This is a genomic window from Undibacterium sp. FT79W (genome assembly GCF_014284215.1).
Lineage (GTDB): Bacteria > Pseudomonadota > Gammaproteobacteria > Burkholderiales > Burkholderiaceae_D > Undibacterium > Undibacterium aquatile.
The window spans coordinates 303,441-326,102 of sequence record NZ_JACOGB010000003.1 but is presented as its reverse complement, the minus strand read 5'-3'; the positions used below and the strand labels follow the sequence as shown (position 1 = coordinate 326,102).

The 22,662-nt window shown below is 49.4% G+C and carries 11 protein-coding genes, 1 tRNA gene and 1 pseudogene; 3 read left to right on the top strand and 10 right to left on the bottom strand.

Annotation, left to right across the window (positions count from 1 at the left end):
- The first annotated feature begins 51 nt into the window (after positions 1-51).
- On the top strand, positions 52-1,137 hold the full coding sequence (gene dinB, locus H8K38_RS06865; protein WP_186884048.1) for a DNA polymerase IV: 1,086 nt from the start codon (positions 52-54) through the stop codon (positions 1,135-1,137).
- A 154-nt stretch (positions 1,138-1,291) separates the two neighbouring features.
- Here dinB and H8K38_RS06860 read toward each other — a convergent pair whose 3' ends face one another.
- The 4 genes from H8K38_RS06860 to H8K38_RS06845 all read right to left on the bottom strand — a co-directional run bounded on the left by H8K38_RS06860 (position 1,292) and on the right by H8K38_RS06845 (position 6,424).
- Positions 1,292-2,050 (bottom strand): ABC transporter substrate-binding protein, encoded by a 759-nt coding sequence (locus tag H8K38_RS06860; RefSeq protein ID WP_186884047.1) that lies wholly within the window; start codon positions 2,048-2,050, stop codon positions 1,292-1,294.
- Positions 2,051-2,176: 126 nt separating this feature from the next.
- The gene (locus H8K38_RS06855) at positions 2,177-3,517 is read right to left on the bottom strand and encodes an aminotransferase class V-fold PLP-dependent enzyme (protein WP_186884046.1); all 1,341 of its coding nucleotides are present in this window, start codon (positions 3,515-3,517) and stop codon (positions 2,177-2,179) included.
- Between the two features lie 11 nt (positions 3,518-3,528).
- Entirely contained in the window at positions 3,529-5,937 is a 2,409-nt protein-coding gene (locus tag H8K38_RS06850; protein ID WP_186884045.1) for a TonB-dependent siderophore receptor, read from the bottom strand.
- 410 nt (positions 5,938-6,347) lie between these two features.
- Positions 6,348-6,424 (bottom strand) — tRNA-Arg (locus tag H8K38_RS06845).
- Between the two features lie 230 nt (positions 6,425-6,654).
- Here H8K38_RS06845 and H8K38_RS06840 point away from each other — a divergent pair.
- Both H8K38_RS06840 and H8K38_RS06835 read left to right on the top strand, forming a co-directional pair.
- Positions 6,655-7,194, top strand: a complete 540-nt coding sequence (locus H8K38_RS06840) for a cytochrome c5 family protein (protein ID WP_186884044.1) — start codon at positions 6,655-6,657, stop codon at positions 7,192-7,194.
- Between the two features lie 869 nt (positions 7,195-8,063).
- Positions 8,064-10,808, top strand: coding sequence for a TonB-dependent receptor (locus tag H8K38_RS06835; protein WP_186884043.1), 2,745 nt, complete (start codon positions 8,064-8,066; stop codon positions 10,806-10,808).
- A gap of 186 nt (positions 10,809-10,994) precedes the next feature.
- Here the strand turns inward: H8K38_RS06835 and H8K38_RS06830 are convergent.
- From H8K38_RS06830 to xdhA, 6 genes and pseudogenes are all read right to left on the bottom strand, one after another.
- Positions 10,995-11,441: pseudogene (locus H8K38_RS06830) on the bottom strand (amidohydrolase family protein); the annotation flags it as partial.
- A gap of 332 nt (positions 11,442-11,773) precedes the next feature.
- Positions 11,774-13,756, bottom strand: coding sequence for a S9 family peptidase (locus H8K38_RS06825; protein ID WP_186884042.1), 1,983 nt, complete (start codon positions 13,754-13,756; stop codon positions 11,774-11,776).
- Positions 13,757-13,854: 98 nt separating this feature from the next.
- The gene (locus H8K38_RS06820; RefSeq protein WP_186884041.1) at positions 13,855-16,599 is read right to left on the bottom strand and encodes a TonB-dependent siderophore receptor; all 2,745 of its coding nucleotides are present in this window, start codon (positions 16,597-16,599) and stop codon (positions 13,855-13,857) included.
- Between the two features lie 780 nt (positions 16,600-17,379).
- A complete protein-coding gene (gene guaD / locus H8K38_RS06815; RefSeq protein WP_186884040.1) occupies positions 17,380-18,708 on the bottom strand; it encodes a guanine deaminase in 1,329 nt (442 codons plus the stop codon).
- 109 nt (positions 18,709-18,817) lie between these two features.
- Positions 18,818-21,133: a xanthine dehydrogenase molybdopterin binding subunit gene (gene xdhB / locus H8K38_RS06810; RefSeq protein WP_186884039.1), complete on the bottom strand. Its 2,316-nt coding sequence runs from the start codon at positions 21,131-21,133 to the stop codon at positions 18,818-18,820.
- Complete coding sequence (gene xdhA, locus H8K38_RS06805) at positions 21,130-22,626, bottom strand: xanthine dehydrogenase small subunit (RefSeq protein WP_186884038.1); 1,497 nt, start codon at positions 22,624-22,626, stop codon at positions 21,130-21,132. Before xdhA ends, xdhB begins: the two co-directional genes overlap by 4 nt.
- Between the last annotated feature and the right edge of the window lie 36 nt (positions 22,627-22,662).

Sequence of the window (22,662 nt, the reverse complement as noted above, 5' to 3'; positions counted from 1 at the left end):
TTTGTAGAGAAAAACAGATAAAATAAACCAGAATTCATCCCTATTGATGAAATGAGTTTCAATCCCACCCCAACGATCTGCGTTTTGAAAAAAATTATTCATTGTGATTGCGACTGTTTTTACGCCTCGATAGAAATGCGGGATGATCCGTCATTGCGGGGCAGGCCGCTGGCGATTGGCGGTCAACCGGATCAACGCGGCGTCGTAGCGACCTGTAATTACGAGGCGCGGCGTTTCGGCATCCGTTCAGCCATGCCGATGGCGCAGGCAGTACGGCGTTGCCCGGAGCTGCTGATTTTGCCGCCGACGATGGAAAAATACCGGATTGCATCGCGCCAGATTCTGGCGATTTACCGCGACTACACCGAGGCGGTCGAGCCTTTATCGCTGGATGAAGCGTATCTCGATGTCAGTCAGGCGACCAGCCATCATGGCAGCGCGACCCTGATTGCGCGTGAAATCCGCGCCCGGATTGCCGACACCGTCGGTATCACCGCTTCGGCAGGCGTGGCGCCAAATAAGTTTCTCGCCAAGATTGCCAGCGACTGGAACAAGCCGGATGGTTTGTTCGTCATTTTGCCGGATCAGGTGGAAGAGTTCGTTGCGGCCTTGCCGGTGGCAAGATTGTTTGGCGTCGGCAAAGTCACCGCCGCCAAATTACACAGCATGGGCATTCAGGAGTGCCGCGATTTGCGTACGTGGTCGCTGGCAGATCTGATGCAGCATTTCGGCAAGCTCGGCAATAGCTTGTATCAGTTGTGTCGCGGTATTGATCTGCGCGAGGTGCGTGCCAGCAGCGAGCGCAAATCGGTCAGTACCGAAGAAACTTATGTCCATGATTTGCCCGATCTGACCGCGTGTGTGGCCGAACTGCCTGCTTTATACGCGTCGCTGCAACAGCGGGTGCAGCGGGCAGATGCGATCAGCTATATTCATAAACTCTACGTCAAAATCCGCTTTTCTGATTTTCGTATCACCACCGTCGAATGCGTTTCAAAAACGCTGGATATCGGTTTGTTTCAGCAATTGTTGGAAACCGGATTACAGCGCCGCCAGTTACCCGTGCGCCTGCTGGGTCTGGGCGTGCGACTTGCTGAAACAGAGGTCGCCAGCGGGCAGCAATTAGGCCTGTTTTGAGGATAAATATACTGGGGGGAGTATATTTTAAAGCCCTTTAAACATAAGGACATGAAGCATGTTTTATGAAAAAGCAGGGGGAGTATATGAAAATACCCGCTTTTTCAGTGTAGACTTCGGCTGAAGTATCAGCTTAGACGTATCAGCTTAGATATCAGCGCAGATATTTGAGCCGCAGCTTGTCGAATAAGCCGGATTGCTGCACCTTTTCAAAAGCTTTGCGTATCTTTTTCACCAGCGCCGGGTCGCTGTTTTTGCTCATCGCCAGATAATAATTGCTGCTGCCATCGAGTAGGAGCAAGGGTTCGATTTCATCCATCGTACGGTTCTGCGACTTCATTAAAAACGCCGCGCTCCAGTTCTGAAAAATGGCCAGATCAACGCGGCCCATCAGAAATTTTTTCATGTTGGATTCGTCAGTCGGTGCGTAGTCGACCACGTAGTCGGGAAACTGTCCTTTACGCATGAACTCTTTCGCTGACGCCATTTCCCGTACCAGCCCGGTTTTATAAGCACCAGCATCGCTCAGTGTTTTTATCTGTATGTCGGTGCGGGACTTCAATTTATAGAGATAAATCTGGCGGTTGCTGAGCACGCCTATCCACTCAAACTGCGCATCACGCTCGGGCGTGCGGGTCATGGAATAAATCAGGGTATTCGGTTGTTGCAGCGCCCGTTGATACGCGCGTGCCCAGGGTATCAGTTCTATCGGGGCTGCCAGCTTTGCTTCTTGCAAAACCGCCTGCACAATTTCGGTGGAATAGCCGGTGACGCTGCCATGCTCTTCGAAATTCAGCGGTGGCAAACTCTCGGTGACCACCGATAACTGACTGGCGCAGACGGTTGCGGGTGCCAGACTGCATGCGCAGCACAACAAACAACCAGATAACAAAGAAAAAGCAAAGCGAGGCATGCCGGAATTTTAACAGTTGGATATGTGCGAAGGTGAGTATCAGGCCATCGTTGGCGGCTTTTATTCACATAGTCATATCACATTGCGTCACATCGTATTTCGTCCGGTGAAATACGATGACATGCATTAAGCTGCGGCCACTTTTTGCATCGCTGCGAGCAGGGCATCAATATGTGATTCGGGAGTGAAAATTCCGGGTGTGACTCTGATGCAGCTGCCAGATACCAGGCCGTTGCGGGGAACCGTAAAAATGCCGTGTTGCAAGGCGAGCTGTGTTGCTAATCCCGTGGTGTCTTCCGCCCTGGTTTTTCCCGTCAGACGGAATGCGCTGATGGCGCTGCTCAGCCGCGTATCGGACGAGGCCAGCACAGCTACGCCCTTGATCTGGCGCGCGCCTTCGATCCAGCGATTGCGCAAATACTGTAACCGCGCCTGTTTGTTCTCCACGCCGATCGCGGCGTGCAGATCAAGCGCTTTCGGCAGGCTCAGGTAAGCCGCAAAATTCAGTGTGCCGGTGTGCACGCGTGTGCTGATGTCGTCGCCATCAGGTTCACCCAGATAAGGGGCAATATCGCGCACGCGCCCACGCTTGATATACACCGCGCCGACACCGACCGGCGCGCCTATCCATTTGTGCAGATTAATGCCAACGAAATCCGCCTGCAGATCCGGAATGCGCATGTCGAGTTGTCCAAAGCCGTGGGCGGTATCGACGATCACATCGATACCGCGTTCGCGCGCCAGCCGGGCAATGTGGGCGACGGGTAAGACCATGCCGTTGCGGTGATTGACATGCGTGAGCAGAATTAATTTCAGGCGCGGATGCTGATCCATCGCTGCGACATAGGCGGCGACCACGGCATCGTAACTGAATGGTTCCGGCATACTGATCGCCACAACGTTGACGCCACGGCGTTGCTTTAACCAGCGCATGGTGGTGATCATATTGTCGTAATCGATATCGGCATACAGCACGCTGTCACCCGCTGTCAGGCGTTGGTAACCCGCGATCAGCACTTGCAAGGCTTCGGTTGCGCCGCGCGTAAATACGATTTCATCTTGGTGAACGCCGAGTGCGTCGGCGGTGCGTTTGCGGGCAGTCTCGAACTCGGCAGGAAAGCGCACGCGCCCGTACCAGGCGTTACCACGGTTGACCATCGCCAATTGCTGTTGATAATCGGCCAGCACAGACTTCGACATCGAACCCCAGTAAGCATTGTCGAGCAGGATGACATCATCCGTGATGTCGTATTGTGCTGCGACCGCATTCCAGTAAGCGTTATCACGCGCCAGCGTCGCCGGCGTTGCGCCAACAGGGGCGACCGGTATGACTGGTGAAGCTTGTGATGCTGTTGATGGCTGGCTTGCCGCACCTGCGCTACCGGATGCCAGCGGCAGCGTTCCCAACAGTGCTCCTGAGCATAATAAATGACGGCGCTTGGCATCGACTTTGTCGTTGTTTTTCATACTGTTACCACTCAAAATTTCACCTTGTATTCAACGTAGAGGCTGCGGCCGTCCGTGTCATACGGTGCGTTACGTGAGTAAATCAGACCACGGCTGGCCTGAAAGCTGGCTTCATCGGGGTATTTATTCAGCAGATTATCGATACCGGCGCGTATCGATTGCTTCTGACTGAGCTTGTAACTGAGGGCGATATCGAGAAACTGAATGCCGCCAAAGCGCTGGAAAATATCGCCGGTCGCATTGCCGGAATTGTCGGTCCAGGCGCCGTAATAGCGAACGCGTGCCAGTGCATCCCAGTTGCCGCTTTCATAGTTACCGCTGATCGTCGCTTTCTGGCGTGGCAGACGTTCTTCGAACACCTTGCGCTGTGCCGCATTGGTGGCGACGCTGGATTGGCCGCTGTCAACCGTGGTTGTGTTGTAGTTATATGCCAGTGTCAGATTCAGTTTGCCGTTACCCAGCTTGCTCAGATGACTGCCGACGATATCAATACCGCGCGTCGTGGTGTCGAAGTCATTGGTGAAATAACTGACCGAGGTGTAACGCAGCGGATTCGCGATGCCTGCTGGTACTGCAAATGAAGCTGAGGTGCTGAAACGGTCTGTCACTTTAATGTTGTACACATCGACAGAACCGGAAAAGCCCAGCGCATTTTTCCATGTCAGACCGAGCGACAGATTTTGTGATTTTTCGGGTTTCAATGGCTGTGCGCCGAGCAGAATCGCGAGCGGATCATTATTCGCCAGACGTCCGCTGGTGAACAGCAAGAGTGTTTTTGTATCCAGACCCTGACCGGTGCTGTTGGTATTTGATTGTCCCGGCGTTGGAGCGCGGAAGCCGGTGGAGTACGAACCGCGCAAGGCCGTATCCGGATTCAATGCATAGCGCGCCGACAGCTTGCCGTTGACGGTGTTACCGAATTCCGAAAAATGTTCATAACGCACGGCGGCACCGAGATTCAGCGCTTTGCTGACCGGCGCTTCGATGTCAAGGTAGGCGGCATAACTATCCTGTCCCCAGCTACCGGCCTGCCTGTCACTGAAGCCCGGTGCGCCGTTAGAATTAGCATCCAGCCCGATCGCAGCGCCGGGGCCGACCGTATATGAGGCGACCTCACCTGCTTTGACGCCATAGGTTTCATTTCTGACTTCGGTACCAAACGCAATATTGAGCGGTTGCGCCATTGATGCAACTGGTAACTCGTAGTTGACGTTCGCATTCAGAATTTTTTCTTCCTGCGACAAACGTCCGAGGTAAAACGCCGTCGGGCTGGTTGGCCCCATCGACGCATTAATAGAATTCGCCAGTTTATAGTCGATGCGGTTGCGGCCATAGGAGGCGCTGACATCCCAATTCATGCGCTCGCTCGCCTGCCCGCGTAGGCCAGCGACGAACTGCACATCATCCTGCTCATTGGAATAGCTGGGGCTGAAACCGACAGGGTACAAACGACGTAAATCCCAGCCGGGGAACACGCTGCTGGTTTTGTACGCACCAGTGCTTGTGTCTGGGTTACGCCAGTTGAAATCAGAGGTGCCGTCGCCGCTGCTATATAAGCCATAGCTGTACAGCGCGATTGTGTCGCTGAGGTTCATGCTGGCGTTGAAACCGATGCGCTTGCTTTCTAATTCAGGCTGACCCCAGCGTTGTACTGGATTCGGCACATTCAGTTCCGGATGCGCCGCCTGAAACGCAATCGCATCGGCTCGCTGGCGCGTGCGTGAGGTCGGATCAGACTTGGCCAGCGCGCCGAAGATCGTCGCTTTTCCAGCGTCGCCGAATGTGAAGCCCGTTTTCAGATTCACTTCATTGCTCTTGCCATCGCCTTCAGAATATTGCGAATGGCGAACCGAGAATTCCGTACCCGGCGTATCGTCAAGAATGATGTTGATCACACCGGCAATCGCATCCGAGCCATATTGTGCAGACGCGCCATCGCGCAGAACTTCTATGCGTTTGATTGCGCTGACAGGAATCTGCGCCAGATCTGCCGCCTGCGCACCGCGTGAACCGAGCAGCGCGCTGCGATGGAAGCGTTTGCCATTGATTAGTACCAGCGTCTGGTCAGGTGATAAGCCGCGCAAGGTAGCGGGTCGCACGAAGACCTGACCATCTGCCATCGGCAGACGCTGCACCACATACGATGGCACCAGTTGTGCCAGCACATTATTCAGATCAGATGAATCGACGGAGCGGATATCTTCCCGGTTAAACACATCGACCGGCGCCATGGTGTCAAACTGGGTACGATTGCTGCCGCGTGTGCCCGTGACGATCACTGCCTGAGCCCCAGCTTCTTCATTGCCGGTCGCGGACGGCGTAGTCAGATTATTTTGCGCTTGTGCGTGCGGGATCAACAATGCATTCAGGCTACACAGTAATGCCACGGCTTGTGCGATGCGGGTACGGGATAAAGTCATTGGATACGTTCTCTGAGTTTGAGTCTGTCAGGCAACTCCGTGCGCTTTGCAAAAAACATCAGCATATTGCAGCATTTATCACGAAGTTAATTTTACTCACATTAAAAGCATTTAAATCATGCGAATGATGCGAAGCAGTCAGATACTAAGAACGAAATGTTTCTCTGGCGTGACATCTATTATCTATCTCTTTACGGATATCACGGATAGACAAATCAGAGGTGAAATGTTGACGCTTGGCAACAACGAGGTAGGTGATTTGCGTTTGGAACATATGTTCCGACCAGCTATCGGTATCGCAGACAGCAGATGCGTTCAGCCGGGAAGAGCAGCGGCGATCAACACGTTTCAGTGTTTTGTGAGGCGAAGCCTTCAACTAGCTAATGCCGGAGAATGAATGAAAGGAAGTGTGGTGCGCCAGACACGAATCGAACGTGCGACCCCAGCCTTCGGAGGGCTGTACTCTATCCAACTGAGCTACTGGCGCGGTGAGGATGTTGCAAGGCCAGCATTTTAACCTAATTTCCATCGTTTCTTGTAAATCACTTCGCGCTTTTTGTCGCAGATGATCAGCAGATTCGCTGATACTGATCAGAGAAACACCGCTTTTCGTTCCAAACCCTTATCTTTCGCTCTATAATCAAAAACTTTGATACCAGCCACTTTCAGTCGCTGGCGGGCAACCGGAACGACCATTTCATTTGCAACGAGGACACCATGAGCGACGCGCACGACGAACACGAATCAGCGATTAAGACACCAAAGCAACTTATCGTTGCGATTCTCGCCGGATTTCTGGTCCCCATTATCGCTATTGTTTTATTGGTTCAATATGTAGCCAATGATAAAAAAGTTGGCGCTGGTTCATCTGCGCAAACGCCGGAAGCGATTGCCGCACGTATTCACCCGGTTGCTGATCAGGGTTTTACATTCCAAGACAACACTGGCCCTAAACAATTACAGTCAGGCGAAGCCGTCTATAAAATGGTTTGCTCCGCATGTCATGACTCCGGTGCGGCTGGTGCGCCAAAATTTGCCGATGCTGCAGCCTGGGCGCCACGTATTGCTCAGGGCTACGATACAGTGTTAACGCACGCGCTTGGCGGTTTGCGCGCAATGCCAGCCAAAGGCGGCAATCCTGATCTGGACGACGTCGAAGTTGCCCGCGCTGTGGTGCATCTGGCAAATGCAGGTGGCGCCAAATTTAAAGAGCCGGAAGTCAAAGCGGCAGCAGAGGCGGATGCTTCAGCGAAATAAACACATGCTGCGTCACTTGCACGATAAGTGCTGTGACCAAGTGTAGTAATAAAAAAGCCCTCGTTTTTACGAGGGCTTTTTTGTTTGTTGCTTAGCGCGAAATAAGTCTATCACGCCAACAGATACGTAAAACATTCATGCCGCGTAAGCGCTGGTCTTGAATAAGCAATTGCTTTTACCTCGTTGCTTGCATGCTGATTTATACGAGGTCGGTGCTGCAACATTCCTAAAAATATGTCTACTCAGTTTGAATTGCAAAATTTCCATAAAATGGTGCAAAAATATTTTTTTGCCACAAAATAGTGCGAATCAGTCAAATTATCTCTTCCCGAGATCTTTCATCGTCATAAAAGCAGTCTTTCCCAGAAGTAAATATAAGTAAATCTATTTGCTATTTTTTAGCTCCCGGCGGGCATTCTTCGGCTATTTGCGATGATTTGATAAATAAAATGCAGATTGAACAAAAAACGACAATTGATCAAACAATTTATATTGCTTTGCACAAAAAAAGCGCGAGTCTCTGAGGGACGTTTTTTTATTGAAAAATCGATGTTGTTTTTTTGCGAAGGCAAAAAAAAACCAGATTGACACTAAGAGTACCCAGATGTTTCTATGACGAATAATATTTTTTTGACAGAATTATTTACATAAATAGGTTCGTATGAATGGGCTTATTTACATAGAACAAAAGCTATAACAACGTGTAAAAATCTGCAAAAAATATTTAACGGGGTGTTGGACATTGTGTATTGCAGCAGGATTGATTCATTTTTAATCGTAAAACATACACAAAAATAACAAGCAACAGAGAACGGGGTTTTTCATCGTTTCTTGTTGCTTATTGTTTAATTGGATACTTAGGAACTCACATGTCAAAAAATATAGTTTTTAAAAAAACGCTGGTTGCCCATGCGTTGACGATGGCGTTTGGTGTTGCAGCATTGCCTGGTCTGGCAATGGCGCAAGAAGCACAACGCGTAGAAATTACAGGCTCCTCGATTAAACGGGTTGACGCTGAAACAGCGTTGCCTGTACAAATCATTACCAAGGCTGAAATTGACCGTTCGGGTGCGACTAGTACGCAAGAGTTGCTGGGTTCAATCTCGGCACTGTCCACTGCTGGTGCAACTGTAAATGCGACAGGTGCCGGCACATCTACCGGTGGTTTGTCTTCCATTTCCTTGCGCGGTCTCGGATCTGCTCGTACTTTGGTTCTGGTTAACGGACGCCGTTTAGCGTCATTTGCGGGTAGTGACGGTTCTACTGTCAATGTCAATGTTATTCCTTTGGCAGCTATCGACCACGTTGAAGTGCTGAAGGACGGTGCTTCAGGCGTTTATGGTAGTGATGCGGTTGCAGGTGTTGTTAACTTTATTTTGTCTAAGAAGGCAACTGGTGTTGACGTCACTGCAGGTTACGGTTCACCTTCTGCGAGCGGCGGTGGTCAGTCGCAAAAGGCCTCCATTACGGCAGGTTTCGGTAATTTGGAGTCCGATGGGTACAGTGCTGTTTTGTCTGGTTCTTATGAAAAAGATAAAACATTGTTTGGACGTGATCGTTCATATGCATCCACTTCAACAGTGCTGCCATACTTCAATGGTACGGCAACTGGTTTAGGTAATATTCAAGGTAGCTGGACACCAGGTGTTGGTGCAGATAAAGGCTTCAGCTCAGGTGGTAGCGGTTATGGTAACCCGCTCGCAGCAGCAAATAACTGCGGTTCTATTAAGATGGGTTTGCTCCCTAATTCCGCCAAAGGTGCGCCAGATGTTGGCCTGATTCCTGATCGTGAATTAGCCAATTTCACTGGTAACTTTACATATAAAGTTAACTCTGACATGCAATTGTTTGCGGATGCCTTGTACTCGCAAAGCAAAGTGACACAGACTTATCAACCGTCCCCCGCACGTGCAAGTTTTTTTGAGACAGACGGTCTGTTTGCAAAAAATAATGTAGTGCCTGCGTTGCTTTTGTACCCAAGTAATCCTGCATATCAAACGATTGCGGCACCTTATTTGAGAAGTAAAGGCTTTGGCTCGTTACTTAACGGTAATCCGCTGTCTATCACATCTCGCGTGTTTGATTTTGGCCCACGTCAGAATGTGGATACGGCAAAACAATCCCGTCTGGTTATTGGTACAAAAGGTACCTTCGCTAATCAGGATTATGAAGTGGCATTTTCAAGCAACGAGTCAAAATTAACCAGTGCTGTAACAACTGGTTATTTCTCACAAGTTGCTTATGCGAAGATCATCAATGATCCTGCAAATAATTGGAATCCATGGGCTCCAGGTGGTGTGCAAACCGGTGCATTAGCAGACAAGATTCAAACATCTAAATTTACTGGCGACTTTTTCGATGCAACTTCGAAAAGTAATTCGTTGGATGCAAAAATTTCCGGTGATCTGATTAAACTCGGTGATGTACAAACGCTGTACGCTGCAGGTGTTCAGTCTCGTCGTGAAAGCTATGTAACTGCGCCAAGTGCAGCGTATCAAAGTGGCGATATTGCTGGTTTAGGTGGTCAGCAAGTGCCGCTTGATCGTAGCCGTACCGTCAATTCTGTTTTTGGCGAAGTAATTGTTCCTGTATTGAAAACACTGGAAGCCACTGCATCTGTCCGTAATGACCGTTATAACGATGTTGGTGCTTCAACTACATACAAAGCAAATATCCGCTGGCAGCCAGTTAAGGAAGTGGTGCTGCGTGCATCAGTAGGTACAGGTTTCCGTGCTCCGACGTTAGTTGATCTGTGGACGCCACAAACATTGGGAACATCTGAAGCGTTTAACGATCCGGCGACAAATCAAACTGGGTTGCAAGTCAACCAAGTCAGTGGTGGTAATCCGAATCTGAAGCCAGAGAAATCTGATCAATATTCGTTTGGTATGGTGTTGCAACCAACGAATAACATCAGTGTCGGCTTTGACGTGTTTAATGTAAAAATTAAAGATATCCTGGCCACTCCATCTGCACAAGAAATCGTATCGCGTTTCCGTAATGGTGATAAAGCTTACGCAAGCTTAGTAACTTTACAAGGTAACGATGTTTCTTTGATCAGATCAGTGTTGTCTAATACTGGCGATGCTAGTGTGCAAGGTGTTGATGTTTTCGCTAACTGGCGCGATACATTTAGCTTCGGTCGTGTAGAAGTGGCTTTGAACGGCACTTACATGGACAAATTCGACCAAACTAGCCCTGGCGGAGATATTTCTCACAAGGTTGGCACGTTGGTTGACGGTACTGGTGCTCCAGTTATTGGTGCTCAAAATGGTGGTGTCGTATTACGCTGGAAGCACCAACTGGCTGGTACCTGGACAATGGGGCCTTGGGCGACAACTTTGATCCAGAACTACAGAACTGGATATGAAGTTGGTCACGATTTAAATGACAATCGTGTCTTCCTTGCCAGTGAATCTATTTTTGATGCTAATGTCAGTTACAAAGGTTTCAAAAATCTGGTGCTGGGTGTAGGTGTGAAAAATCTGTTTGATAAACAACCAGGCATCATTGGTACTGCTGTAACAAATCAGTTCCAAGCTGGTTATGATGTTACTCAATACGATCCACGTGGCCGTTTTGTTTATGTAACAGCAAACTATCGCTTTAAATAAATAACTTTTGCGGCAGAGTTAGCTCTCTGCTGCATGGTTTATTCATGAGTAATAAAAAAGGCTGATGCAACGCGTCAGCCTTTTTGCTATTGCGACTAGCCGTAGTCGTAACGCAAAATATTCTCGTCGACGTTAACGCGTTGCTGAAGTTATATACGTTAAAAACCAAAGCAAATCGCGCTCTAATTAATGTACCCGTTTACCCGCCGCATAAGTCGCCGCAATACTGCGGTCATCTCCCAATAACGCCAATGCAAACAGCAATACTTCCAATGAATTGCAGCGGGCGGTGCGGCGTTCCAGCAGTGGCGTTGCCTGTGGATCGAGCACGATGAAATCAGCTTCGGCGTTGGTGACAAAGTTGCCTATGCCGCCTTCCAGTTGCATGCTACGTGCGCCGCCTAAGGTGGGGAGATAAAACATCCTTGTTGCAGGCAGATAGGTGCCGCCCATACGGGCCACTTTGTACGCGGCGTTCATCGTTTGCAGCATAGAAAACGAGGTGCCGCCGCCGACGTCGGTCGCCAGCGACAGCGGGACGTTTTGGGCTTCGGCTCGCTGAAAACCAAATAAGCCGCTGCCCAGAAACAGATTCGATGTCGGGCATAAGGCGATGGCGGATCGGGTAGCGGCGACGCTAATTCTAATTAGTCGTTACACGCGTCTGGACGTCGATATCAGGGAATGCGCATACCACCATTCGAGTTGTATTTCGAATATGTACGAAGCGATTAACTGAAGTAAAATTGACGCAAAACACGTTGTACTTAATTGTGCGAATAGCGTTCTGAAAGGCTAACCGCTCGTCGCGGGAACGAGTTGATTCATATTGATGCAATGATCTGTAAATGTAGATGAGTCCACAAGTCAACGGACACCTTGTTAGTGGACTCGTCATCTTTAGTAAACAATACCTTTGAACACAGCGTAATCAAACATCAACCCGACTAATTTAGGTTTACAGCTTAAGGATTCTTACCTATATATTTATCGAGGAAGCGAACCACTGTTTCACCCCATAGGATACGGTTGCTTTCTTTGGCCCAACCGTGACCCTCGCCAGTGAACACCATCCATTCGACTTCATTACCCTGAGCTTTCAGTTTATCCCGCATTTTTTCACCGTGTATCAGAGGCACACGTATATCTTCGCTACCGTAAGCCATCAACACGGGAGCTTTGATTTTATGCGCATTGTCGATTGCCGAAACTTTTTTGAAGTACTCACCATCCGTTTTAGGATCACCGTGCATTTTAGCGCCGATATTGTCCATCACGGGACCCTTCATATCTGACCAGGTTACGGTAAACAGCATTTTTACATCAGTCACCCCAACCCAGTTAATTCCGCATTTATATTGATCAGGGTCTTTAATCAAACCATACATCGTAGCGTAGCCACCATAACTGGCACCAATAATGCAAACCCGATTTTTATCGACGATGCCTTGCTTGATCAAATGTTGTACGCCATCCGAAACATCATCCTGCATCGCCAGGCCCCATTGCTTCCAACCTGCAGTGTGATGTTTCCAGCCAAAGCCAGTAGACATACGGAATTGCGGTTGCAACACCGCGTAACCGCGTGACGCCATCAATTGCAACAGCGGATCAAAACCTTGAGAGTCTCGGGCATGTGGTCCGCCGTGTACATATGCCACTAACGGTAGATTTTTCGCTGGCACTCCCTCTGGCAAAGTCAGATAGGCGGGAATATTTAAACCATCACGTGCGGTGTAATTGATGACTTGCTGCGCAGAGAGTTTTTTACCTTCTAGCTCAGGTTTCAGACTATAAATTGGCTCAAGACTTTTCTTCGAGATATCGTAGAGATACACTTTACCGACATTTTGATCGCCTGAAACAAAGACAACAATATTGTTGCCTGACCAAGAAAAATTCACTTTTTGTCCTGGGAAACTGGCCTTTAAAGTAGCGTCGATTTTGGCATAGTCTTCGTCGAAGTAAATCATTTCGGCCGTCATACCTTCCGCCAGAGTACCGACGATCTTTTTGCGTTTCTCGTCAACGATGACGTCATTCAAGTCAGCCACCGGATGATCTGCGATCATTTCACCCGCAGTCTGTTTTGCAAAATCCCAAGTGTAAATCGCTTCTTTGTCCTGCCCATTAAAACGTCCGGCGACTAATAGAGTTTTATTGTCGAAATCAAATGTAAGAGGATTAATGGTATTTCCCTCGTCATGATAAGCCTGGTAAATTTGCTTCCAAGGCTGACCTTCTCCATCGCGATAGTAAACGGTTTGTTTAATCCGCTTATTATCTGGGTCTACGCTATTTGAGGATGCAATCCGTACCACTAAATCATGATCCACTACCCAAGAACCCACTTTGCCAGGGTTGTCAAAGGTCAATAATTTAGTGCGCCCCGTTGTTGTGTCTAAGCGGAACAAATCGCTGGCGCCCAAAGCAGCATCGTTACCACGCTCGTTATTTACAACGATTAAATCATTGCTTTCATTACTGACTCGTTTGACCACACTAAATGGCTTGTAGGCTTTTTGACCAGTTTTTGCTTCCTTAATTGTCATCAACAATTTACGGAAGTTTGTGCCGTCAATATTTACTGCGAACAAGCCGCCACCATCCTGATCTTCCATGACGACATCGCTACCACGCGTGACACTAAATGCCAAACGTGAATTATTAACCCAGAAGGGTCTGCCAATATCCCAATCCGGATCAGAGGCAATCACTTTTGATTGACGACTCTCCAAATTAATCACGGCAAGTACAAAACGCCCATTGCGCGGGGTTAACACAGCGATGTTTTTACCGTCAGGGGACAGTATTGGAGCACCGCCATATTGTGGTTTCTTAAAAAAATCTGCGACCGGAATCGACTTATCTGCGTACGCAGGAAAACAAACTCCGCCAAGTGCAGCAATAGTGGCAGAAATTAATGCCAAACTTATCTGTTTTCTCATGATCTTTGTCCTCTTTCTAGTAATTTTTTTATTTCATTATTGGCAATGAAATAAAAAATGCCGGAACCCTGAGATTCCGGCATTCAGTCTGTGTGCGATTACTTAAATTTGTAGTCAACAGTTAATTGGAAGTAACGACCCATGCGATCATGCAAAGGGTGTACCGCCAGGTTCTGTGCGCTACTTGGACTAGGTGCAAAAGGAGGCATGCGATCAAATACATTGCGGATCGCGAAGCTGAGCTTCAGGTTTTTGTACAAACCAGAATAGCTACCACCCAGATTCATCGTCGTGAATGAAGGAATATCGCGGCATAAAGCTTCATAGCCTTGAGTTTTGAATTCGCAAGGCTGAGTGAAGTCGCCAATTGCGGAGAAGTGACCGATGTAATCAGTATCAATCGATGCTTTCCATGCAGCTTTTTCCCATCCCAGACCAATGTTTGCAATTACACGAGGTTGACCACGACTGCCAGCGTACTCAATCAAATCAGCTTCTGGTGAAGGAGCTGATTTGTACGACTGGTTGTAAGTCATCGTCATTTGTGGTTTGATTTTTCCATACTCACCGAGGTTGAAATTGGTCTTAATATCAAGGTCAATACCACTCACTTGTGTTGTTGCGACGTTAGTCAGTAACATTTTGAGTAGAGTAATTTCTCCAGCTGTTGCTCCGGCAGTTCTGTCCGCATCGGTCAAGGCAGCGCGAGTGATAGCAACAGCAGGGTTCCCCGCATAGCGTGCTGGATTCGACAATACGGTTTTTACGTCAAAGGTACTGATTTCGTCGTCACGTTTGATTCTCCAATAGTCCAGAGACATATTGAACCAGTTGCTTGGCTCCCAGACGACCCCTAGGGTATAGCTTTTTGCCGTTTCTGGTTTCAGGTCAGGGTTAGAACCGCTGATATAAGCGCTGTTCCATTGGCAGCCACCTTTGAATTTATCGTTACAACGTGCAGGATCTTGGTAGCTGAGGAACGCATTTTGATTGGAGCTGGAGTTTTCAACCAAGGTCGGGGCACGGAAACCCGATGCATAAGTACCACGAACCAGGAACTGCGGTGTCACATTCCATTTCAAACCAACTTTTGGTGTTGTTGAACTACCGTAGTCGGAATAGCGGTCATGACGTACTGCCATCGAGGCTTCAACCGTTTTGAAAACCGGAATAGCCAATTCTGCGTATGCCGATTTGATATCACGCGAACGTTTGTATCCGGGTTGCGATTGCGCACGATGATAGAGTTCACCCTCAACCGATAATGGATCAGGATTGATATCCAGAGTTTCACGACGCAATTCAGCGCCAAACGCTGCAGTTACCGCGCCTGCAGGCAATTGGAATAATTCACCAGATACTTTAGCATCCCACAACATCATTTCAGACTTGAACTGATCGTAAGATGGAGCCATCAGTGAGTTGACCAATGCTGAATTGCTGCCAATCTGACCAAAAATGAGCTGACCTTTTTTATAAGCATCAACCAAGGGGGTAGCTAACAGGCCAGAAGTTGCGCGTGATTCAACTTTACTGGAGTTGTACATCATCGCAGATTCCCAGTCCCAGTCCTTGAATGTACCTTTCAAACCAGCGAGATAACGACCAAAAGTTACAGTATTGTCTAAACCCTGGCCAGGTAAGTCAGTTAACGATGCCCGTACACGCACGGTGCCATTACCACCAGCTAAGGTTTTGCCAGTAACCGGATCAATCAAATCCTTAGGATATTGTGGATGTGTGATAGGTAAAGCGCCAGTAATCTGACCATTCTGACCCGCGAACCAATGCGGCACACCTTGCAGATTGGCTTTAGTTTGATTGATCATCACTTCAGCAAATGCAGTCGTATCAGCATTGATTTGCCATGTACCTTTGCTGGTTATGCCAATACGATCAGATTTTGCACTGGAGTTATATGTTGAGTCCTGGAAATCATCGTGCACACAAGCCTGTCCCTGAGTGCCGGCGCCGAATAAGTTCGATGCCGGAACTAAACGATCTGGACGGCAGTTACCTCCCAATGGACGCACCACGAATAAATTTGTCGCTTTATCAGTCCAATAAATATTGCCAGGATAGGTGTACAGTGTGCGACCGTCTGCATAGCCCCAGGCACGCAAATCCTGAGTTGACATGTAACCATCACGGTTTTTGATTAGCGTTGGTTTGCGTTGGCGAACGTCCAAAGTTGCATAGACGTTATATTTATCTTCAGCCAGATTACCGAAACCGTAGCTACCAGTGACACGCGTTTGTTCACCATCATTTCTTTGTGATTGTGCGTAAGAGGACGAAATCTCAGCACCTTCAAAGCTGTTGCGCAAAATGATATTGACCACACCGGCGATCGCTTCTGAACCGTAAATTGCAGAAGCGCCATCTTTCAAAATTTCGATACGTTCAACTGCGCCAACTGGAACTGAATTCAAATCGACAAAAGTAGTTTGATATTCAGGTTGCGCGTAAGGAGCCAGGCGGCGACCATTGATCAGCACCAATGTTGCCTGACTGCCGATGCCACGTAAATTCAGACCCGATGCACCAGCGGTAAAGCCGCCAGTGCGGTTTTCATCAACACCACCCAGATTGGACGACACATTGCGCAAGACTTCGGTCAGCGAGGTTGCACCTCCACGAGTCATTTCTTCGCGAGTAATGACCTGTACTGGCGACGCAGTCTCATAATTCACGCGCTTGATTGAAGAACCAGTCACGATGACTTTTTGTACCTCTTGTTTTTTATCTTCTTCCTTTTTCACGGCTTCTTGTGCAAAGCCTTGCTGCGCAAGTGTCAGCAAGCCAACGCCGGATAATGCAATCGCCAGTCGATTCAACTTCATAAATTACCCCTCTATTTTTATTTAAATGGCAGCTACCCACTCACTAAGTTACATACAACTGCGTGCAGTTTTGGTTATCTTCTTCCATAAACCGATATGGCATATGGCAACTCAATAGTGGTTTGGTAATTATGTTATGAGTCAATTTGTTATGACTAGAAATTTTATACATTTCGATACAATGGCAAATACGAACGTATTGGCCTGAAAATATATTATTTTGGTAATTCTTAATTTGTAAAAAATTTATTCATTTTTATGAGGAAAATCAAAACATAAACTTAATGTGATGCATATTGTGCAAAACATTTTTTATTATCAGCTTTGTTGCATTTTGATTACAAAGGCCTGATTTGTGATTTTTTTACTGAATATTATTTAAATTTTTTATGAAATTAACAAAACTAAAAAATACTAAAATGCGCTCTTTATATGTCGCAATGAATTCGTTGCTTGAATCACCCCGGCTTTGGTAAATAGCTGCAACATACAGAGATGAAATAATTTGATTAAATTTTCTTAAAATTGAATCAAAAATGAGACTAATAGAAAAAAAGACAGGGATTACCCTCTGACTTGGCTCATTTCAAACACAATCGCAGATTTGACTTACTGAGGGCTGCACCTGAGATTACAGGCAATGCATATCAGGTTAAACATGCATGTTTTTTGATCTGGCCGGGATGGCGGGTTTATTTTGTAGAGATGTTTGGCTATACTGAAGGTTCACTCGCTGTTGCTTCGGTGTTGAGTTGATCTTGTTTTACTCGACATTAAATATTAAAAAATACTCGCTTTGCTTAGGGCTTTCATTTCTGACACCCGTTTACCCGCCGCATAAGTCGCCGCAATGCTGCGGTCATCTCCCAATAACGCTAATGCAAACAGTAATTCTTCCAATGAATTACAGCTGGCTGTACGCCGTTTCAGCAGTGGTGTTGCTTGCGGGTCGAGTAGGATAAAGTCTGCTTCGGCACCGGTCACGAAATTACCGATACAGCCTTCCAGTTGCATACTGCGTGCACCGCCTAAGGTGGCGAGATAAAACATCCTTGTTGCAGGCAGATAGGTGCCGCCCATACGGGCCACTTTGTACGCGGCGTTCATCGTTTGCAGCATAGAAAACGAGGTGCCGCCGCCGACGTCGGTCGCCAGCGACAGCGGGACGCTTTGGGCTTCGGCTCGTTGAAAATCAAATAAACCGCTGCCCAGAAACAGATTCGATGTCGGGCATAAGGCGACGGCGGATCGGGTGGCGGCCATGCGCGCACGGTCTTCATCATTGAGCCAGATACAGTGGGCAAACATCGCACGTTCCCGCATCAGGCCGTAGCGATCATAAATATCGAGATAACTGCGCGCTTCAGGAAACAGTGAGCGTGCCCATGCGCATTCGTCCTGATTTTCTGCCACATGTGTCTGTATAAAAGTATCCGGGTAGGCATGCGCTAACTCACCGGCGAGTTGCATTTGCGCCGGGCTGGAAGTCGGCGCAAAACGTGGTGTGATGGCGTAGAGCTGGCGACCCTGTTTATGCCATTTTTTGATCAGGGTTTCGCTGTCGCGGATGCCGCCTTCTGCGGTGTCGCGTAAAAATTCCGGGCAGTTTCTGTCCATCAGTACTTTCCCCGCGACCATGCGTAAGTTGCGTGCCGCGCTCGCTTCGAAAAAGGCGTCGACCGATGCTGGATGCACGGTGCAATACACCATCGCGGTGGTGGTGCCGCAACGCAGTAATTCATCCAGAAAAAAATTGGCGACTTCCTGCGCGTGCAGGGGATTTTCAAATTGTCTTTCCGCTGGAAACGTATATTGTTCCAGCCAAGGCAGCAGCCCCGGTGCCGGTGACGCAATGATGTCGGTCTGCGGATAATGGATATGCGTATCGATGAACCCGGGAGTAATGATTTTGCCGGGGAAGTGCTCAACCACGACGTGATCAGGCAGCGTCGATTTTAACTGTTGATAATCGCCCGCTGCCTGAACGTGGCCATCATTGACGATCAGCAGGCCGTCTTCATGCCAATGTGTTCCATCCGGATTACGCAGTGGATCATCGGTAAAGTGCAGCAGGCTTGCACGGTAGGCTTGCATATTGTGGATAGTCATCTGGTTCTGTCGGACAGAGATTTGATGCGGCTCGCAGGGCTAATTTGCCCGAAAAGCCGCATCAATATTGGGTGATTGTTTGAAAAAATGTATTCTTGATCCGCGTATCTTAATCGCGAATCGCATTCACTGCGCGCAGTATGGCTTCACTGGTTGCTGGCGCAGGTAAAGGCGGATGTCGTTGGTGATCCGCGACGCTGGCAATTGCATCGCGTATCGCAAAGAACACAGAAAACGGCAATAACAGTGGTGGTTCGCCAACGGCTTTTGATCTGTGTATGCTGTCAGCGACGTTTGTATTTTTAAACAGGCTGACGCGGAAATCTTCCGGGCAATCTGAGATTGCTGGTATCTTATACGTCGATGGTGCATGCGTGGTCAATTTACCGTTGGCATTCCACACCAATTCTTCCGTCGTTAACCAACCCATGCCTTGTATGAATGCACCTTCTACCTGGCCTTTGTCAATCGCAGGATTGAGTGAATGACCCGCATCGAACAACACATCGGCGCGCAATAATTTCCATTCGCCTGTCAGCGTATCGACGACCACTTCTGACACCGCCGCGCCATAGGCGTAATACGAAAACGGATTGCCCGTCATGGATTTGCCGTCCCAATACAAATCCGGTGTCGCATAAAAGCCATCGGACCATAATTGCACCCGCGCCAGATAGGCTTTCTGCACCAGTTCTGTAAACAAAACAGTGTTGCCGCCTGAGCTGATGTGGCCATCAAAGAAGCTCACTTCGCTGGCGATGCCACCAAGGGTCTCAGCCGCAAATGTGGCGAGTCTTTCGCGTATTTGTCGTGCGGCGGCTTGCGCGGCTTTGCCATTCAGATCGGTGCCAGTCGATGCTGCGGTGGCTGATGTGTTGGCCACCTTCGTGGTATCGGTTGCCGTGACTTTGACGGCGCTCAGCGGCACACCCAGTTCGTGCGCCACCACCTGTGCGACTTTTGTGTTGAGTCCCTGCCCCATTTCGGTGCCGCCATGATTGACCAGCACTGAGCCATCCAGATACACATGCACCAAGGCGCCAGCCTGATTCAGATGCGTCACGTTGAAGGCGATACCGAATTTATGCGGCGTCAGTGCCAGCCCTTTTTTCAGCACAGGGCTGGCCGCATTGAATGTTGCAATCGCTGCCCGGCGTGCTCTATAGTCGCTGCTCTGTTCTAATTCTGCGACCAGCTCGTGTATCACATTGTCGACCACTTTCTGGCCATAGTGGGTGATGTTTCTGCCTTCGTTGTCACTGCGTCCGTAAAAATTCAGTCGTCGCACATCCAGCGCATCTTTACCAAGATGGCGGGCGATATCGTCGATGATATGTTCTATCAGTATCGCGCCTTGTGGGCCGCCGAAGCCGCGAAATGCGGTGTTCGATTGCGTATTTGTTTTGCAGCACATGGCACGGATATCGACATCGGACAGGAAGTAAGCATTATCCAGATGGCAAACCGCACGGGTAGCGACTGGGCCGGACAGATCGGCGGAAAATCCGGCACGCGACAGCATTTGTACTTTGACGCCGAGAATCAGCCCTTCGTCGTTGTAACCGGCTTCATAGTCGTAGTGGAAGTCGTGGCGTTTGCCTGTGACCAGCATGTCATCGTCGCGATCTGCACGGAGCTTAACCGGTCGTTGCAGTTTGAACGCACACAGAGCAGCAACACCAGCCCATAACGCTGATTGCGATTCTTTGCCGCCAAAGCCGCCGCCCATACGCCTGCATTCGACTTGCACACTGTGCGACGGAATAGCCAGCGCATGAGCTACAACATGCTGCATTTCACTCGGATGCTGAGTCGAGCAGGCGACGTACATGCCCTGTGCTTCTTTTGGAATCGCATACGCGATCTGACCTTCAAGATAAAACTGTTCCTGGCCGCCGACCTGCCATTCGCCACGGATGCGGTGCGGTGCGTCGGTCAGGGCTTGCTGCGCATTTCCACGCACCAGTGACATCGGTGGCAGCACATACGATTGTTGCTCATGTGCGGCGCGTGGATGAAGGACGGCCGGCAGTGTTTCGTAATCGATTTTCGCCAGGCGAGCAGCGCGGCGAGCCAGTTCATGGCTGCGGGCAACTACGGCGAACAGTGGCTGACCGACATAGTCGACCTCGCCATCGGCCAGTATCGGGTCATCTTTGATGATAGGACCACACTGATTGCTGCCGGGGAAATCTCGGGCAGTGAAGACGGCAATCACTCCCTGCGCCTGTCGCACGGCATCCAGATCCATATTGCGCACCAGCGCATGTGCTTGCGCTGATAAGCCGAGTGCAGCATGCAGCGTGCCCTGCGTTTCAGGAATATCATCGGTGTAATTTGCGCTGCCACTGACGTGCAACACGGCGGATTCATGCGGATGCGATTTACCTACTTCCGCCCACGGTGTTTCGTTTTGCCTGATCATACGGACTCCTCTGCTGAGCTTGTGTCAGCCGCAGCCGCAAATGGATTGAGTAAGGCGGTCGGTAGAGCATCGTCTGCGCGCGTTTCCAACCAGAAGCGACGCAACAGATTTTGCGCGGTCTGCAGGCGATACTCTGCTGATGCACGCATGTCGCTGAGTGGTGCGTAATCTTCGGCTAAGGCTAGCATCGCCGTTTGCAATGTTGCTTCATTCCAGACTTGTTGTTCCAGCGCGGTTTCGGCATGCGTTGCCCGTTTCGGCGTTGCAGCCATTCCGCCGAAGGCGATTCTGACTTCTGACAATATTCCATTTTGCAACTGTGCTGAAAAGGCGGCACACACAGCAGAGATATCCTGATCAAAACGTTTCGCCAGTTTATAGGTACGGAAAATTTTTCCGGCGCCCGGTAAAGGAATGCGTATCGCAGCGACGATCTCAGTCGGGCGCAAGTCCTTCTGCTGATAACCGAGATAAAAATCTTCCAGCGCCAGCTCGCGTTCGCCATCAGCGCTTTTCAGGACGATACGACTACCCAGTGCAATCAGCCACGGCATAGAATCACCGATCGGTGAACCATTGGCGACATTGCCGCCCAGTGTGCCCGCGTGGCGTATCGGTAACGACGCGAAACGCTGCCACAACTCGCTTAATTCCTGCGGATAATATTCACACAATGCGCGATAGGCCTCGTCCAGCGTGACTGCGGCGCCGATCTCCAGAACATCATTTTTCTCAGTTACCGAGCGCAACTCTTCAACGTGTCCCAGATAAATAATATCGCCCAGTTCACGGAATTGTTTGGTCACCCATAAGCCAATATCTGTGCCGCCTGCGAGCAGACAGGCCTGTGGATGAGCGGCCCGCAAGCGGACTAATTCTGCCATCGTGCGTGGCGCATAAAAGTGTTGGCCCTGCCAGACATACTCCAGCGTTTCACTGCGAACCAAGCCCGCCAGTATGGCTGCCAACCCGGCCTGATCGAAATCCTGACGCGGTAATTCTTCCATACGATGCGCGGCGTCAATGATGGGGCGGTAACCGGTGCAACGACACAGATTACCGGATAAAGCGATATCGATTTGTTTGCGTTGCAGGGGCGCTGACTCCGGGCTTCTTTGCAAATACAGGTCCCACAAAGACATCACAAATCCCGGCGTACAGAAGCCGCATTGTGACGCGTGGCACTCCACCATCGCTTGCTGCACCGGATGCAAAGGTGCTTCCTGGCTCAGGTCTTCCACCGTGAAAATAGCCTTGCCATCGAGCGTAGGCATGAGCTGCAGACAGGCATTCACGGATTTCATTTCGACTTTGCCATCCCGCAGTTCACCAGTAACAACGGTGCAGGCGCCGCAATCACCTTCGGCGCAGCCTTCTTTGGTACCGGTGCAATGCAGGTCTTCGCGCAAGTGCTGGAGCAGGGTACGGGTGGGCGGCAAATGGTCTGCCTCGTGAATTTGTCCCTGGAAAAAATAACGTATCAGCCCAGACATGAGAATCCCGTGTAGAAGTGTTGTGAAATTGCACGC